Here is a 13,272-nt window from a genome sequence, read left to right on the forward strand (position 1 = left end):
ATCGGGATCTGGCGACCCGCCTCGACTTCTCTGACGAGTCGGAGCTGGGCATGATGGCCCAGAGTTTCAATCAGCTGATCCAGAGCCTGAACCAGAGCTTCTCCCGCTTCCAGCAGTCAGGCAGCGCCCTTTCCGCGCAGTCGTCCCAATCCATGCAACAGGCCCAGGCACTGGCAGGAGAAGCGTGCCAGCAGGCCCAGAGCATTCAGGAGCTGACCACTGTGGTCACCACCATCGGTGACAACGCCGAGCAGATCGCCAGCCGCTCTGAAGGGGTCAACGACGTAACCCAACGCATCGCCAACCATATGCTCAGCATCGAGCAGGATGTGACCCAGAGCGCCGCGCAACTCGACACCTTGCGCAGCAGCATCGGCAGCTCCTCAGCCCTGCTCGATGAAGTGGTGAAAGACAGCAACAACATCACCCAGATCATGAACCTCATCCGCGATGTCTCGAATCAAACCAACCTGCTCGCCCTCAATGCGGCCATCGAAGCGGCCCGGGCGGGGGATATGGGACGGGGCTTTGCGGTGGTGGCCGACGAGGTACGCCAACTGGCTGTGCGTACCCAGACTGCCACCAAGGATGTGCAGGATCTTATCTTGCGCCTGCAGGAGGGAACCCGGCAGGCCAGCAGCTCGATGGCAGACTCCCGCAACCTGAGCGAAGAGGGATACAACCGGATGAATCAGGCCAGAGAGGTGCTGGTTGATGCCACCAGCCAGATCAACCAGACCGCCCTCGAGATCAACGAGATCAGCGCGCTGGCGCAGGCGCAGAATCAACAGATGGGGCAAGCCAGAACGGCGCTTGACGAGCTGGCCATGGTGGCCGAACACCAGCGGGAACACGCGCAGGAGAGCAATGCCGCCAGCCGCGAACTGTTCGAACTGGCCAAAGCCATCGACGAGCAGATCCGCCAATACCGGATTGGCTAGGTCCGGCGCTTCCCTCTCTCCCTCTCAATAACCAAGACGCCACCGCAGGGTGGCGTTTTCATTTTGCAAATCATTTTGCCTGCCCTCTCGAAACGGGAATGACGACGAAACTCGCAAACAATTGATAATTAACATGAAAAAATGTGGAACGGCCATTGCTTAGTGATATCAGACTCAACAGAAGGATATCGCCATGAAACCGACCACCAATCAAGCGCCCGTAGCCCACGTCGCCACTCAAAAAGAGACACTGACCCCCCGCGAAGGCACCTTCCTGATGATGGTGGCCCAACTGGTGGTGCTCACCTGCATCGTACTGGCCGCCACTGTCGGCGGCCTCTCATGGCAGTGGACCCTGCTGCTGGCCATTCCGCCGGTGATCGGCGGCGCCCTGCTCAGCCGGGTATGGGGCAAACTGCCCCGCTAACTGCGCTTCACCTCACATACCTTCCCGAACCGGCGGCCGACCCTCAAGTCGGCCGTCTGTTTATCTGCACCAGGCTAATGCTGATTGGCCGCAACGAAGGCGCGGCTTGTTCTTCGCCAAGCAAACCGCAGCGACGAACCGTTCAAACAAACCGTACAAACCAACCTGCACTACAGGGTATGGCTGCCAAGCTGCTCTTTAAGAAAGTCGAGCCAGACCCGCAGTCGGATATCCCGCTGGGCATCGGAGTAGAAGACGGCATTGATGGGGCGCGAGGCACCGCTGTTGCTGCGCGCCAGCACCTCCACCAACGCGCCGCTCTCCCGATCCGGCCCGGTCATGAAATCCGACAGACAGACGATCCCCTGCCCCGCCAGCGCCAGCTGACGCAAAGTTTCGCCGCTGCTGGCACGCAGACTCGGGGTGATGGCAAAGCGATCCCCCTGCTCGGCACTGAGCAGCGGCCAGTGGTTGAGGTGATCGGGATGCAAAAAACCGAGCAGCTCGTGACCGCTCAACAGATCCACCGGTTGGCGTGGGGTGCCGCGCTCGCTCAAATAAGTGGGGGAGGCCAGCAGCCGCAACCGCGAACGGCCCAGCGGCAGCGCACGCAGGGAGGAGTCGGTCAGCTCGCCGATGCGGATGGCCATGTCCACCCGCCGCTCCATCAGATTGATAAAGCCCTCCGAGCTGTGCAGCTGCAGCTCGATGGCGGGGTAGCGGCGGCGAAACTCGCCGATGATCGGCACCAGCCGGTGCAGAATAAAGGGGGTAGCGGCATCGACTCTCAACACCCCTTCGGGTTGTTCCCGGCACATCAGCAGATGCCCCTCCGCCTCGCTCATCTCGGTCAGGATCTTCACCGCCCGCTGATAGAACCAGCGCCCCTCCTCGGTCAGGCTGACCCGGCGGGTGGTGCGATTGAGCAGCACGGTGGAGAGCTTCTCCTCCAGCCGCTTGATGCCGCGACTCACCACCGAGTTGTCCATGCCGAGGTTCTCCGCCGCCTGGCGAAAACTGCCCGCCTCCACCACCGCCACAAACAGGGTCAGTTCATCAGAATGGGTCTTCATTGCTGTTATCCGGACAAGAGTAATGGGCCTTTATAGGCGCAGCCGCTGTGGATTGGCAAGCGTGCGGTGAGGCCAGTTCTTTTTTTCTACAGAGAAAGAACGTGACCGCGAGCCCACATCATACCCGCGATTTGTCAGTACAATGCAGCCAGAAAAGCACCGTATGGCACCTTTTATTTCACAAGGATCAATACCATGACATTTGAAGAGCGGCTGGCCGCCGCCCATCAGGAGCTGGCTAACAAAGGGGTATGGCATGCCAACTACAATCCCCCGCTGTGCAGGCTGCTGCGCAGGTTCGGTTATCCCGTCAAACCGCCTCACTATGAGGGCTGGCTAACCAACGTTCTGGTATTCGGTATCAGCGTTGGTCTTGTCTGGGGCATGGCGATGTGGTTTTTCAGTTGGCACCCCATGGGGATAGATCCGCTGTTTGCCCTGCGCCAAACAGCCCTGTTTGCGGGATTCTGCGGCCTGACCATGGCATCTTGGCTCTGGCTACGGCGCAAGCAGCTTAAACTGACCCCGTGGGAGCAACTGGAACAAAAACCACACCAACGGTAACAAGAACAAGCTGAGCGAAAATGAATCCCCATACGGGTCTAGACATGACGAATCCATACCTGTACAACCCACCTTTTACCTGAATGGAGTCTTCAATTGCTGGAATCTATCGTCATTTTTACTCTGACTGTTTTCATCCATAGTCTACTGCTCGGCTACCGTATAATTCGCCACCACAACTGCAGTTGGCGAACCTTCCAACGCAGCAAGGATCCAGTTCCGCTTTTTTTTATTCCCTTCAGCACATCCGCAGCCTTGTTGCTCAAGCCGCATATCGTGGCAGTGCTCTCTTGAGAAGCAGACCAGAAAAAACGTAAGAGGTGTCAGTAGGCTGGCGCAGCTATCTCTGCCATCATGCCAAATACATCAGCAGGGAGCATAACTTTATGAAAGCTCATGAAAAACTGAACTATGTGGAGTTTGCGGCCAAGGATCTCATCGCAACCAAGGCATTCTTTCAGGCTGTATTTGGCTGGCAGTTTGTTGATTACGGCCCCGACTACAGCGCCTTTGCCGATGAGGGGCTGGATGGCGGATTCTATCGGGCGGATCAGTGCAGCCAGACAGCTCAGGGCGGCGCCCTGCTGGTGTTCTACAGCGCCGATATTGAAGCGACTCAAGCCAAGGTGAGCCAACACGGTGGCACCATCAGTCGCCCACTATTCGACTTCCCCGGTGGCCGCCGTTTCCACTTCGTTGAGCCCAGCGGCAATGAGTTTGCAGTCTGGTCGGAACCCGCCAACGTTTGATAGTAGGGGGCCACGGCCCCCGATTGCTGTGCCTCTCTCAATTCACTGCTGCGCCATTAACCCTGTTTCCAGCAAGTCACGGCAGGCATACTGATCCTTCGTTTTTGCCAAGGAGGTTCAGATGTCATCACCCGTGATTGTGATTGCCCAGCTTGAAGCCAAACCCGCATTCGCCGCCCAGTTTCGCGCCGCCCTTGAGCCGCTGATTGCGGCCACCTTGCAAGAGGCGGGTTGCCTGCGCTATCAGCTGCATCAGGACTTGGACAATCCAAACAGCTGGATGCTCTACGAGGTGTGGGAGAGTAACGCCGCCCTCACCGCCCATCAGGGCCAACCCCACTTTACCGAGTTTGTCGCCAAGGCCGAGCCCTGGTTTGCCAGCAGCACCATTCGCCGCTATCAGCCACTGGGCGCCTGACTGGCCCTAGAGCCTGTTTCTGTTCAGCCCATCAAGGGCCAACCACCACCCCATTGAGGAACGAGATGATCAATATGCCACCCATGGGTCTGGGCACCTTTCGCCTGAAGGGCGAGCCGCTGCTTGCCACCCTGACCAACGGTCTGGAGCTGGGCTATCGCCATATCGATACCGCCCAGATCTATGACAACGAAGCCGAGGTCGGCGACGTGCTGACCCGCAGCACTGTTGCCCGCCACGAGATCTACCTGACCACCAAGGTGTGGACCAGCGAGTTTGGCCCGGGCAAGCTGATCCCGAGCCTGGAGGTAAGCCTGGAAAAACTGGGCACTGACTATCTGGATCTGGCGCTGATCCACTGGCCCTCCCCCAAGGATGAGGTGCCGATGGCCGTCTATCTGGAGCAGTTGGCCGAGGCCAAGGCCCGGGGCCTGACCCGGGAGATCGGGGTCTCCAACTTCACCGTGGCCCAGCTCAAACAAGCTATCGAGATTTTGGGGCCGGTGGCCATCGCCCACCAGCAGATCGAAGTTCATCCCTTGCTGCAAAACCGCAAGGTGGTCGAGTTCTGCAAGGCCCAGGGTATCGCCGTCACCGCCTATATGCCGCTCGCCTATGGCAAGGTGCTCGCCGAGCCGCTCTTGATGGAAATTGGCAAACGCCACGGGGTATCGGCGGCGCAGGTGTCGCTGGCCTGGCTGCTGGCGCAGGACATGGCAGTGATCCCGAGCTCCACCAAGCGGGAGAATCAGGCCGCCAATCTGGCCGCTCTCGATATCACCTTGAGCAGCGAGGAGATGGCCGCCATCGCCACGCTGGATCGGGGCGAGCGCTGCGCCAATCCCGACTTTGCCCCTGCGTGGGACTGACGCGAAAGGCGTGAGACTAACACAAAAGAAAGGCTGGCTCGCCAGCAAGCCAGATAAAACAGGGAGAGCATCATGCTCTCCCTGTCTCTTTTCTTGCCTCACGCTTTGCTGAACGTCCAGCCGCCATATTGATGCCAGATGCAGCCCCGCAATCAGGGCGCGTTCTGGCAAAGGGCGGGATCGAACACTTGCTTCCAGTCTGATTTCATATCGACCACCACCCAGCCCCGCGCTTTTGCCTGCGCCAGCCCGTCGATCAGCTTGCCGCTGGCAGGAGGATGGCTGTCGTAGGCGTATTCGCGCTTGGCATCGGTGTGGTGCACCAGCAGGCCGAAAGTGTGGTAATCCGGGTTGGTCGAAGTGTATTGCAGCATGGGCACGTCGCCATCGCTGTTGCCAAAGGCGCCGACCGGACGCTGCCCCATAAAGAGGTGAATGGCGGCCGGTTTCGCCTTGCTGTCATCGAAATAGGCGCCGTTCATGGTCTTGCGGATCTCGCTGCCCTCCCCGGTCAGGGCAAACTCGCCGAGGGTAAAAGAGCCAATCACCTGCTGGGGCGGGATGCCATACATCTGCTCGGACATCACCCGCATAAAATCGACGCCGCCGCCGGAGACAATCCAGGTCTGGAAGCCATTATCCCGCAGATACCCCAGCAGCTGCTTCATCGGCAGATACCCGAGCTGATCGTAGTGGCAGCCAAAACGGGGATCCTTGCTGCTGTTGACCCAGCGAGTGACCCGCTCGGCAAACTCGGTGGTAGTCATGCCGCTGTGGGTCAGGGCGACCAGCTTGGCGAGCCCCTTCTCTCCCGATTTGGCCACGGCCTTGAGGTCGTTGTTCAGCACTGCCGCGACGATGGGGTCGGCCTTCCACTCCGGGTGTTCCGGCGCCAGGCGCTTGATCTCGTCCATCGCAAACTGCAGCTGATAGGTCATGGGCGCTTCCGGCCAGAGGGTGCCGTCATTGTCAAACACCACATGGCGCTTCTCTGGCGGAATATAAGTCGCCTGCTGCTGATCGGTGGCATTGGTTACCCAGCGGGTGATCGCCTGCTTGGCCGCCGTGTCATTCCAGGCAGATAGGGGATCGCTCTGGCCGGCCTGTACCGCAAAGGCGCCGCACAGCAGCAAAAGAGAGGAGAGTCGGTTCAATGTCATCATGTTACCTGTCAGCTGGATATTGCCTGTCTATTGCCTGTAGATGAAAGCGCACGGCCATCACAACACCGGCGCGCATGGGTTCAACACACTCGGGTTTCACAGGGAAAATCCTATGGCGGCCAGCTTGTACTGGAGCTTAAGCAAGCTCAGAAAAAGAGCTGCGCTTATCCCGTTCTGCGAGGTAGATCACTGCGTTACGCTCGCGTAGCGGGCAACCCAAACATCATCCCACTCAGCGTTATTGCTGCTGATTTGGCAAAAGTAATTTGCTGTCACCGTCATTTTTGCCAACAAAACCCATCGGCATACTGGCGCCATTCTCCCGTCGGGAGTCCCTAACCAAGGAGTTGTTATGCCACTGGCGTTATTTGCCCTTACCTTAAGTGCCTTTGCGATCGGCACCACCGAATTTGTGATCGTGGGGCTTATCCCTACCATCGCCGAGCAGCTCAATATCTCGCTTCCCTCGGCGGGCCTGTTGGTCAGCCTCTACGCCCTTGGGGTAGCCATCGGCGCCCCTGTGCTCACGGCGCTCACCGGCAAGGTGCCGCGCAAGTGGCTGCTGGTAGGGCTGATGGCGCTCTTTACCGCCGGCAACCTGCTGGCCTGGCAGGCCCCCGGTTACGAGAGCCTGATTGTGGCCCGCATCCTGACCGGATTGGCGCACGGGGTCTTCTTCTCGGTGGGCAGCACCATCGCCACGGGTCTTGTGGCCAAAGAGAAGGCGGCAAGCGCCATCGCCATCATGTTCAGCGGCCTCACCGTGGCGCTGGTAACCGGCGTACCGCTCGGCACCTGGATTGGTCAGGTCTTTGGCTGGCGTGAAACCTTTCTGGTGGTGAGCCTGCTCGGCCTCGTCGCCATGGTGGGTAGCCTGCTACTGATCCCGAATAACCTGCCCAAGGGGGCTGCCTCGACCATCCGCGAACAACTCTCGGTACTGACCAAAAAGCCGCTGCTGCTGGTCTACGCCAAGACCGCCCTCGGTTATGGCGGCGCCTTCACCGCTTTCACCTTCCTCGCCCCCATCCTGCAGCAGGTGAGCGGCTTTAGCGCCGGTGCGGTGAGCCTGATCCTGCTGGTTTACGGGGTATCGGTCGCCGTCGGCAATATCTGGGGTGGCAAGCTGGCCGACAAGATGGGCCCCCTGCCGGCGCTGAAGTTGCTGTTTGCCGGTCTGGCGCTGGTGCTGCTGGCCCTCACCTTCACCGCCCCCCATCCGGTGCTGGCCGTGCTCACCGTGCTGGTGTGGGGCGCCTTTGCCTTCGGCAACGTGCCGGGTCTGCAGGTACTGGTTGTGAAGCAGGCCGAACTGCACACCCCCAAGGCGGTGGATGTGGCATCGGGCCTCAATATTGCCGCCTTCAACGTCGGCATTGCGCTCGGTTCCGTAGTCGGTGGTTTGGTGGTTGAGCACCTCGGCCTGATGCACACACCCTGGATCGGCGCCCTTATCGTGCTGCTGGCCTACGGACTGACCCATGTCAGCGAGCGCCGCGAAGCCCTCCGGCTCGCTGCCTGTCAGGCATAAGCTGCGCCAGCAGGCGTCACGCAAGGGCGTGGCGCCTGCTGCAATCGGCGCGGCAGGCTTCTATGCTGTGACACAGCCTCAGCCCAGCAACTGTTTCAGTAACCAAGCCTGTCACCCTCGCATCATTTGCCACGGAGTCTGTTATGAAGGTGCTTATCGTCTATGCCCATCCCGAACCCAAAAGCTTCAACGGTGCCCTCTTCTGCCACGCCATCAGGGCGCTGGAGCAGGCGGGCCACACAGTGATGACCAGCGATCTCTATGCCATGGGCTTTGATCCCGTCTCGGATCGACGCAACTTCACTGACGCCAGCGATCCCGATTTTCTCAAGCTGCAACTCGAAGAGCTGGCTGCCACCGAGCAGGGCAGCTTTGCCCCGCAGCTGGAGCAGGAGATGCAAAAGCTGGAGGCGGCCGATCTGCTGATCTTCCAGTTTCCGCTCTGGTGGTTTGGCCTGCCCGCCATTCTCAAGGGGTGGGTGGATCGGGTCTTTGCCATGGGGCGGGTCTACGGTCAGGGCCATATCTACGAGAGCGGCAAGTTTCGCGGCAAGCGGGCGTTGCTGAGCCTCACCACCGGCGGCCCTGCCGAGACCTATCTGCCCGATGGCTTCAACGGCGATATCGACGGGGTGCTGCGCCCCATCCAGCGCGGGATCCTTCAATTTGTCGGCTTCGACGTGCTGCGCCCCCATATCTGCTATGCCCCGGTGCGGGTCTCACAAGAAGAGCGGGAAGCCTGGCTCGCCCAGTGGGCCGAGCGCCTTGGCCAGATTGAGCAGGAGTTCCCCATCGCTGTCGGCCGCTACCAGTAACAGCTGACGCAGCTGACACTCCCCCCACACAGCACAAAAACAGCGAGCGGCACCCGGCCGCTCGCTGTTTTTCACGCTCTGTCGTTATGGTTTTTGTTATCCGTTAGCGGGTCTTATGCCGCCTGTTGCACGCCAGCTTTGCCTGTCACCGCCCGCTTGAGCCAGTAGTCGAGGCTGACGTAGCGGCCCCCGCCGTAAACCAGCAGCACCAGCAGCATCACGAAGTAGGTAGCGGCAAACTCCATCCCGTTGTTGAGCATCACGGGATCCCCGAGCTCCGTGATGTAGTTGTAGCGACCGGGGAAATTGGCGGCCAGCCACTCGATAAAGCCATTGAGGCGCACAGTGGCCTCCATGCTGCCAGTGGCGATGGCGTCCCAGCCGTGCTTCCAGTGCACCATGGCGCTCGCCACGCTCATCAGGAAGATGGTGGGAATGGCCATGATGCGGGTAAAGAGGCCAAGGGCAATGCAGATGCAGCCCAGCACCTCGGTGCCCGCCGCCAGAAAGGCGAGCAGGGTCGGGAACGGCAGGTTGAGCCCCCCTTCCGAGACCGGGGCACCAAACCAAGCGACGGTGCCGGCAAAGCCCATCACCTTGGAGTGGGCCCCCACATAGATGACCGGAATGAGATAGAGACGAATGGCCAGCAGGGCCAGAAAATCGAGCCGCTTGCACTGGGCTACCGCCCGCTCGTACCACTGGATCAGAGTGTTGTTCATGGGAATTCTCCTTGGTGTTTGCTAAATGGGGGCAAGGGGGTGCCGGGCTGGCGCTCGCCAACGGGCAGGGTAAGCAGACCCAGCCGGTGAAAATGGCGCGCCCACTCACTCAGATCAAAATCACGGCGAACCTGTTGCACCTGTTGCTGGAACGCGGCTTGGGTGATCCCCGGCTGCCGTTGCAGCAGCTGGATCAGCGCCACATCCCATTCGCGCAACCGCTGGGTCACCACCTGATGATCCGGGCTGCGAAACAGGCCATAGAAGTGGCTGCCCTGCCGGGTCGGCAGCACACCGCTGCGACGAATGGCAAAGGGGAGCTCAAGCAGTTGCAGGGTGGGATTGAGCAAAAGCGGACTCTCCGCCGTCACCTCCCCCCCCGATATAACTTGCGGCACTACCCCTTCATCAATCTCGACACAGAGGCAGGCCCACTCGTACTCCAGCAGCGCCAGCCGCTGCCTGGGCCAGTTGAGGGTGCCCTCGCCGTGGCGATGCTGCACATAGCGGACAAACTCGGTGGCGATATGGTGAAACTCGGGGGCCTCGGCGCCGTGCTGGATAACAAAGCCCTCCACCAGTTGCCACCTGTCCACCGGTGCCCAGTGAGCGTGGGTGAGCGGAAAAGCGCTCTCCAGCACCGACTCCACATTGGCGCGCACGCTGCGGGCATAGTGGCTGGCAATGCCATCCTGCGGCAGCCGCACCCGGCTCGCCAGCCAGGCGGTCTGCTGCTGCATCCGCTGCGGGGCCGTTTTGGGCGCGCGGATCAGAGATAACCGTCTATCCATAGCGCACCTCCCGCACCTGACTGTCGATCGCCTCGCAACAGGCGCCGTGCACACGCGCCAGCTCGGCCTCCAGCTCTGCCAGCGGTGGCAAATGGTGATCCCGCTCCAGCAACAGGGGGCGCAAACCGTGGGTCTGCACCGTATAACGGGCCAGCGCCACCACCTCCTCGCACACCGGTTTGCCATGGGTATCCAATAAAGTGCCGTCTGCCTCTTCCAGATGACCGGCGATATGGAAGTAACGGATCGCACTGCCCGGCAGCCCGGCGATCATCCGCTTGGGGCAGTAATCGTGGTTGCGGCTGTTCACAAAAACGTTGTTGATATCGAGCAACAGCTCGCAACCGCTGCGCGCCACCAGCTCGGCGAGAAAATCCTCCTCCGGCATCTCGTGGTCATAGCCGTGGTAGTAGGAGATATTTTCCAGCACCAGCGGGCGGGCCAGCGCATCCTGCACCTGCGCGATCCGCTCGGCCAGATAGGGGATATTCTCCCACTGCCGTGGCACCGGTAAGAGCTCGTAGAGATAACCCTGCTGGTCGCGGGAAAAGCTCAGGTGCTCGCTATAGATCTCTATGCCGAACTCGTCCAGAAAGGTGCGGATCTGGCTGAGCAGGGTGCGATTGAGGGGCTGGCAATCGCCGAGGGAGAGGCTGAGGCCGTGGGCCACCAGCGGGTAACGCTCGGCAAGCTGATGCAGCTGCGCCCGCTTGGCGCCGCCGATGGCCATCCAGTTCTCCGGCGCCAGCTCGAGAAAGTCGATGCCGGGGCGGACGGGGCCGGAGCAGAGCGCATCCAGATGCTCCTGGCGCAGCCCGATCCCCCGACTGCGGGAGCTTATTGGCCGCATACCCCCTCCGTCATCTTGCTGCCCTTGCTGGATCTGTCGCCATCAATCCCCTCGCCCGCCACGCCACACTTGCCATCGCGGGCGCGCACCAGCCGCCCCTGAGGATCACTGTCTAGGGCTTGCTTCTCGAAGCGCTTCTCGGTGCCGCACTTGCCCGCCGCACACTTGCCGCCGTGCTGTTCGCTGGGGGCGGCTTTCACCGGCGCATCGCTCGGGGTGGCCGCCAGCGCCAGCCCCGGGGTCAGGGCAATCAGGCTGGTCATGGCGATGGAGAGGGTCAGTTTGCCGGTGGTTTTGTTGCTGCTTGAGTTACTCATGAGCGGACTCCTTGACGGATGAAACGGGGTAGCTGGAGAGATCGCGGGCGGCCACGATCTGGCCGTGGAACTGCTGTTTGACGATGGCCATCGCCTCTTTCTTGTGATTGAGGCCAACCCCCATCCAGTGGTTGAGCACCAGCAGCTTGGGGTTCACCTCGGCGGCAATTTTGGCCACTACAGATGGCTTGGCATGGAGCGAGGCGGAGACCGGGTCGGCCCCTTCGTGGATGGCGAGCGGCATCACCAGAATGTCGGCCCCCTTGGCAAACGGCACAAAGGCCGGGTTGCTGCCGTTCTGATCCGCCGAGATAACGATGGTTCCCTCGGCGCTCTCGATGCGATAGGCCAGACAGGGTACGTCACCGTGAGGGATGCCGAGCGCCGTGATGGTCAGCCCATCCTGCTGATAGACGGTGTGAGGCTGCGGGCTCTGGTAGGGCACATCGTGCAAGGTGATGGGGAAGAGGCCATCGGTGCCATCCTTGAAACCGCTCAGGTAGGCATAGGCCCCCTTCTCCTTGTTGAAGAGGGCGTCAAAGTAGCCGCTCATGCTGGGGAAGGCCGAACCGGCCTCGGGCCCCGCCAGATCCAGCGGATCGCTGCGCTCGAAGAAGTAGGCCCCCTTGAGCAGGGCGGGCAGGTCGGTCACATGGTCGGTGTGGAAGTGGGTGATGCCGATAAAATCGACCTCTTCGAGCTTGGCCCCCGCCTGGCCGAAGCGCAGGTAGACGCCGCCACCGGCATCGATCAGGATGCGGGATTTCCCCTTCCACCAGATCACCTCGCTGGAGGAGGCACGCAGATCGTCGGAGATGGGGCCACCACTGCCGAGCACCTGCAGGGTGAAGGCTTTATCCAGTGGCGTCAGTTGTACCGGTTCGGCACAGGCCGGGGCGACGGTGAGCGCGCACCCGATGGCCAGCGCCACCGCTTTCAATCTCTGTTTCATCACAATTACCTGTCGGTTGGTTGTCGGTTGAAAGTGTGTCGTTTAAAGAGGGGGGGAGAGGGGCCGATGGCGACGTGTGAACGCCAGACACCGGCCGTGGCGGGGCGCGAGCCCCCGCCGTCAGTTACCGTCCCGTTCGTCCGCCTGCCAGCGCGCTTCCAGCCAGAGCAGGTTGCACAGGCCCAGCAGCAGGGCGAATCCGAGGCCCAAAATCCAGGTGAAGTACCACATAGCAGATCCCTTGAGGTCAGTAGAGTTGATGGCTGTCGCGCTTGATGCGGGCACGGTCGAGCTTGCCGCGCACCACCCGATAGACCCAGCCGGTGTAGCCCAGGTTGATCGGCATCAGCACCAGTACGAGGCCGAACATGATGGCCAGGGTCTTGTAGCTGGAGGTGCTGTCCCACAGGGTCAGGCTGCTGACCGCATCGAGGGATGAAGGCAGCACAAAGGGGAACAGGGCGATGGCTACCGAGCAGAGCATGGCGGCGCAGGCGATGGCGCTGGCCAGCAGCGCAATCCGGCCCCGCTCCAGCCAGGAGGCAATCCCGCTCACCAGCGGCGCCAGCGCCCCGATGATCGGCACCAGCCACAGCAGCGGATAGTCAAAATAGTTGCGCAGCCAACCTCCGGCGTGGGGGATCACCCCCTTCATCAGCGGGCTGATGGCAGCATTCGGGTCAAAGGGTTGTGTGCCCACACCGGTCAGCTGAAACCCTTGCAGATCCACCAGATGCCAACCAGCCAGCAGGTAGCAGAGGCTCACCAGCGGGGCCAGCAGGATGGCGATCCCCCGTGCGCGCAGTGCAGGAGTGCCAGTCACCTTGGCTTGCAGAAAACCGGCGCCGTGCAGCAGCAACAAGCTGATGGCAGTGGCCAGCACCGAGAGCAACCAGCCCCAGTGGAAGTCGAAGGCGCCGTAGTGCAGACGCAACGCCGTGTCGAAGCGAAACGGCAGCCCTTCCATCACCAGACCGATAGCCGCACCGAGGATGAGCGCCGGTATCAAGCCACCGGCCACCAGCGCCCGATCCCACCAGCGGCGCCACAGCGGATCGGCCAGCTTGCTGCGATAGTCAAAACCGACCGG

Annotated in this window: 17 protein-coding genes; 8 read left to right on the plus strand and 9 right to left on the minus strand. The window is 61.1% G+C overall.

The features are described from left to right. Both AACS18_RS23590 and AACS18_RS16620 read left to right on the plus strand, forming a co-directional pair. Nucleotides 1-941, plus strand: a 941-nt coding sequence (locus AACS18_RS23590; RefSeq protein WP_258228749.1) for a methyl-accepting chemotaxis protein, incomplete at its 5' end; no start/stop codon positions are given. Between the two features lie 193 nt (nucleotides 942-1,134). Next, nucleotides 1,135-1,368: a hypothetical protein gene (locus AACS18_RS16620; protein WP_019446771.1), complete on the plus strand. Its 234-nt coding sequence runs from the start codon at nucleotides 1,135-1,137 to the stop codon at nucleotides 1,366-1,368. A gap of 170 nt (nucleotides 1,369-1,538) precedes the next feature. Here AACS18_RS16620 and AACS18_RS16625 read toward each other — a convergent pair whose 3' ends face one another. Next, nucleotides 1,539-2,441, minus strand: a complete 903-nt coding sequence (locus AACS18_RS16625; RefSeq protein ID WP_108612758.1) for a LysR substrate-binding domain-containing protein — start codon at nucleotides 2,439-2,441, stop codon at nucleotides 1,539-1,541. 195 nt (nucleotides 2,442-2,636) lie between these two features. Here AACS18_RS16625 and AACS18_RS16630 point away from each other — a divergent pair, with 195 nt between their 5' ends. The 4 genes from AACS18_RS16630 to dkgB all read left to right on the plus strand — a co-directional run bounded on the left by AACS18_RS16630 (nucleotide 2,637) and on the right by dkgB (nucleotide 5,041). Continuing rightward, a complete protein-coding gene (locus AACS18_RS16630; RefSeq protein WP_108612759.1) occupies nucleotides 2,637-3,005 on the plus strand; it encodes a DUF6404 family protein in 369 nt (122 codons plus the stop codon). 386 nt (nucleotides 3,006-3,391) lie between these two features. Then, nucleotides 3,392-3,754, plus strand: a complete 363-nt coding sequence (locus AACS18_RS16635) for a VOC family protein (RefSeq protein WP_108612760.1) — start codon at nucleotides 3,392-3,394, stop codon at nucleotides 3,752-3,754. A gap of 121 nt (nucleotides 3,755-3,875) precedes the next feature. After that, nucleotides 3,876-4,172 (plus strand): putative quinol monooxygenase, encoded by a 297-nt coding sequence (locus AACS18_RS16640; protein WP_108612761.1) that lies wholly within the window; start codon nucleotides 3,876-3,878, stop codon nucleotides 4,170-4,172. Between the two features lie 65 nt (nucleotides 4,173-4,237). Continuing rightward, on the plus strand, nucleotides 4,238-5,041 hold the full coding sequence (gene dkgB, locus AACS18_RS16645; protein ID WP_108612762.1) for a 2,5-didehydrogluconate reductase DkgB: 804 nt from the start codon (nucleotides 4,238-4,240) through the stop codon (nucleotides 5,039-5,041). Between the two features lie 152 nt (nucleotides 5,042-5,193). On the opposite strand, the gene AACS18_RS16650 is transcribed toward dkgB, so the two are convergent. After that, entirely contained in the window at nucleotides 5,194-6,204 is a 1,011-nt protein-coding gene (locus AACS18_RS16650) for an HAD family hydrolase (protein WP_258228750.1), read from the minus strand. 352 nt (nucleotides 6,205-6,556) lie between these two features. Between AACS18_RS16650 and AACS18_RS16655 the strand changes: the two genes are divergently transcribed. After that, entirely contained in the window at nucleotides 6,557-7,735 is a 1,179-nt protein-coding gene (locus tag AACS18_RS16655) for an MFS transporter (RefSeq protein WP_108612764.1), read from the plus strand. A gap of 143 nt (nucleotides 7,736-7,878) precedes the next feature. Then, a complete protein-coding gene (locus AACS18_RS16660; protein WP_108612765.1) occupies nucleotides 7,879-8,550 on the plus strand; it encodes an NAD(P)H-dependent oxidoreductase in 672 nt (223 codons plus the stop codon). A 113-nt stretch (nucleotides 8,551-8,663) separates the two neighbouring features. Here AACS18_RS16660 and AACS18_RS16665 read toward each other — a convergent pair whose 3' ends face one another. The 7 genes from AACS18_RS16665 to cydB form a co-directional block, all read right to left on the minus strand. Further along, nucleotides 8,664-9,272 carry an HvfX family Cu-binding RiPP maturation protein gene (locus AACS18_RS16665; protein ID WP_005337566.1) on the minus strand — a complete coding sequence of 203 codons (609 nt, stop codon included), beginning with the start codon at nucleotides 9,270-9,272 and terminating at the stop codon, nucleotides 8,664-8,666. Next, nucleotides 9,269-10,063: an HvfC/BufC family peptide modification chaperone gene (locus AACS18_RS16670; protein WP_108612766.1), complete on the minus strand. Its 795-nt coding sequence runs from the start codon at nucleotides 10,061-10,063 to the stop codon at nucleotides 9,269-9,271. Before AACS18_RS16670 ends, AACS18_RS16665 begins: the two co-directional genes overlap by 4 nt. Further along, nucleotides 10,056-10,913: a DUF692 domain-containing protein gene (locus AACS18_RS16675; protein ID WP_108612767.1), complete on the minus strand. Its 858-nt coding sequence runs from the start codon at nucleotides 10,911-10,913 to the stop codon at nucleotides 10,056-10,058. The genes AACS18_RS16670 and AACS18_RS16675 overlap by 8 nt, the downstream gene beginning before the upstream one ends. Beyond that, entirely contained in the window at nucleotides 10,901-11,230 is a 330-nt protein-coding gene (locus tag AACS18_RS16680; protein ID WP_103251008.1) for a hypothetical protein, read from the minus strand. The genes AACS18_RS16675 and AACS18_RS16680 overlap by 13 nt, the downstream gene beginning before the upstream one ends. Beyond that, entirely contained in the window at nucleotides 11,223-12,182 is a 960-nt protein-coding gene (locus tag AACS18_RS16685; protein ID WP_108612768.1) for an MBL fold metallo-hydrolase, read from the minus strand. The genes AACS18_RS16680 and AACS18_RS16685 overlap by 8 nt, the downstream gene beginning before the upstream one ends. Before the next feature lie 120 nt (nucleotides 12,183-12,302). Then, a complete protein-coding gene (cydX, locus tag AACS18_RS16690; RefSeq protein ID WP_005337572.1) occupies nucleotides 12,303-12,413 on the minus strand; it encodes a cytochrome bd-I oxidase subunit CydX in 111 nt (36 codons plus the stop codon). Nucleotides 12,414-12,429: 16 nt separating this feature from the next. Then, on the minus strand, nucleotides 12,430-13,272 hold an 843-nt coding region (gene cydB, locus AACS18_RS16695), incomplete at its 5' end, for a cytochrome d ubiquinol oxidase subunit II (protein WP_108612769.1).

The sequence above is a fragment of the Aeromonas sp. HMWF015 genome (genome assembly GCF_963878965.1).
GTDB lineage: Bacteria > Pseudomonadota > Gammaproteobacteria > Enterobacterales > Aeromonadaceae > Aeromonas > Aeromonas veronii.

What these genes read in the sequence shown, in the direction of transcription:
- AACS18_RS16620 (WP_019446771.1), top strand. Translation starts at nt 1,135, where the DNA reads ATGAAACCGACCACCAATCAAGCGCCCGTAGCCCACGTCGCCACTCAA.
- AACS18_RS16625 (WP_108612758.1), bottom strand. Translation starts at nt 2,441, where the DNA reads ATGAAGACCCATTCTGATGAACTGACCCTGTTTGTGGCGGTGGTGGAG.
- AACS18_RS16630 (WP_108612759.1), top strand. Translation starts at nt 2,637, where the DNA reads ATGACATTTGAAGAGCGGCTGGCCGCCGCCCATCAGGAGCTGGCTAAC.
- AACS18_RS16635 (WP_108612760.1), top strand. Translation starts at nt 3,392, where the DNA reads ATGAAAGCTCATGAAAAACTGAACTATGTGGAGTTTGCGGCCAAGGAT.
- AACS18_RS16640 (WP_108612761.1), top strand. Translation starts at nt 3,876, where the DNA reads ATGTCATCACCCGTGATTGTGATTGCCCAGCTTGAAGCCAAACCCGCA.
- dkgB (WP_108612762.1), top strand. Translation starts at nt 4,238, where the DNA reads ATGATCAATATGCCACCCATGGGTCTGGGCACCTTTCGCCTGAAGGGC.
- AACS18_RS16650 (WP_258228750.1), bottom strand. Translation starts at nt 6,204, where the DNA reads ATGATGACATTGAACCGACTCTCCTCTCTTTTGCTGCTGTGCGGCGCC.
- AACS18_RS16655 (WP_108612764.1), top strand. Translation starts at nt 6,557, where the DNA reads ATGCCACTGGCGTTATTTGCCCTTACCTTAAGTGCCTTTGCGATCGGC.
- AACS18_RS16660 (WP_108612765.1), top strand. Translation starts at nt 7,879, where the DNA reads ATGAAGGTGCTTATCGTCTATGCCCATCCCGAACCCAAAAGCTTCAAC.
- AACS18_RS16665 (WP_005337566.1), bottom strand. Translation starts at nt 9,272, where the DNA reads ATGAACAACACTCTGATCCAGTGGTACGAGCGGGCGGTAGCCCAGTGC.
- AACS18_RS16670 (WP_108612766.1), bottom strand. Translation starts at nt 10,063, where the DNA reads ATGGATAGACGGTTATCTCTGATCCGCGCGCCCAAAACGGCCCCGCAG.
- AACS18_RS16675 (WP_108612767.1), bottom strand. Translation starts at nt 10,913, where the DNA reads ATGCGGCCAATAAGCTCCCGCAGTCGGGGGATCGGGCTGCGCCAGGAG.
- AACS18_RS16680 (WP_103251008.1), bottom strand. Translation starts at nt 11,230, where the DNA reads ATGAGTAACTCAAGCAGCAACAAAACCACCGGCAAACTGACCCTCTCC.
- AACS18_RS16685 (WP_108612768.1), bottom strand. Translation starts at nt 12,182, where the DNA reads ATGAAACAGAGATTGAAAGCGGTGGCGCTGGCCATCGGGTGCGCGCTC.
- cydX (WP_005337572.1), bottom strand. Translation starts at nt 12,413, where the DNA reads ATGTGGTACTTCACCTGGATTTTGGGCCTCGGATTCGCCCTGCTGCTG.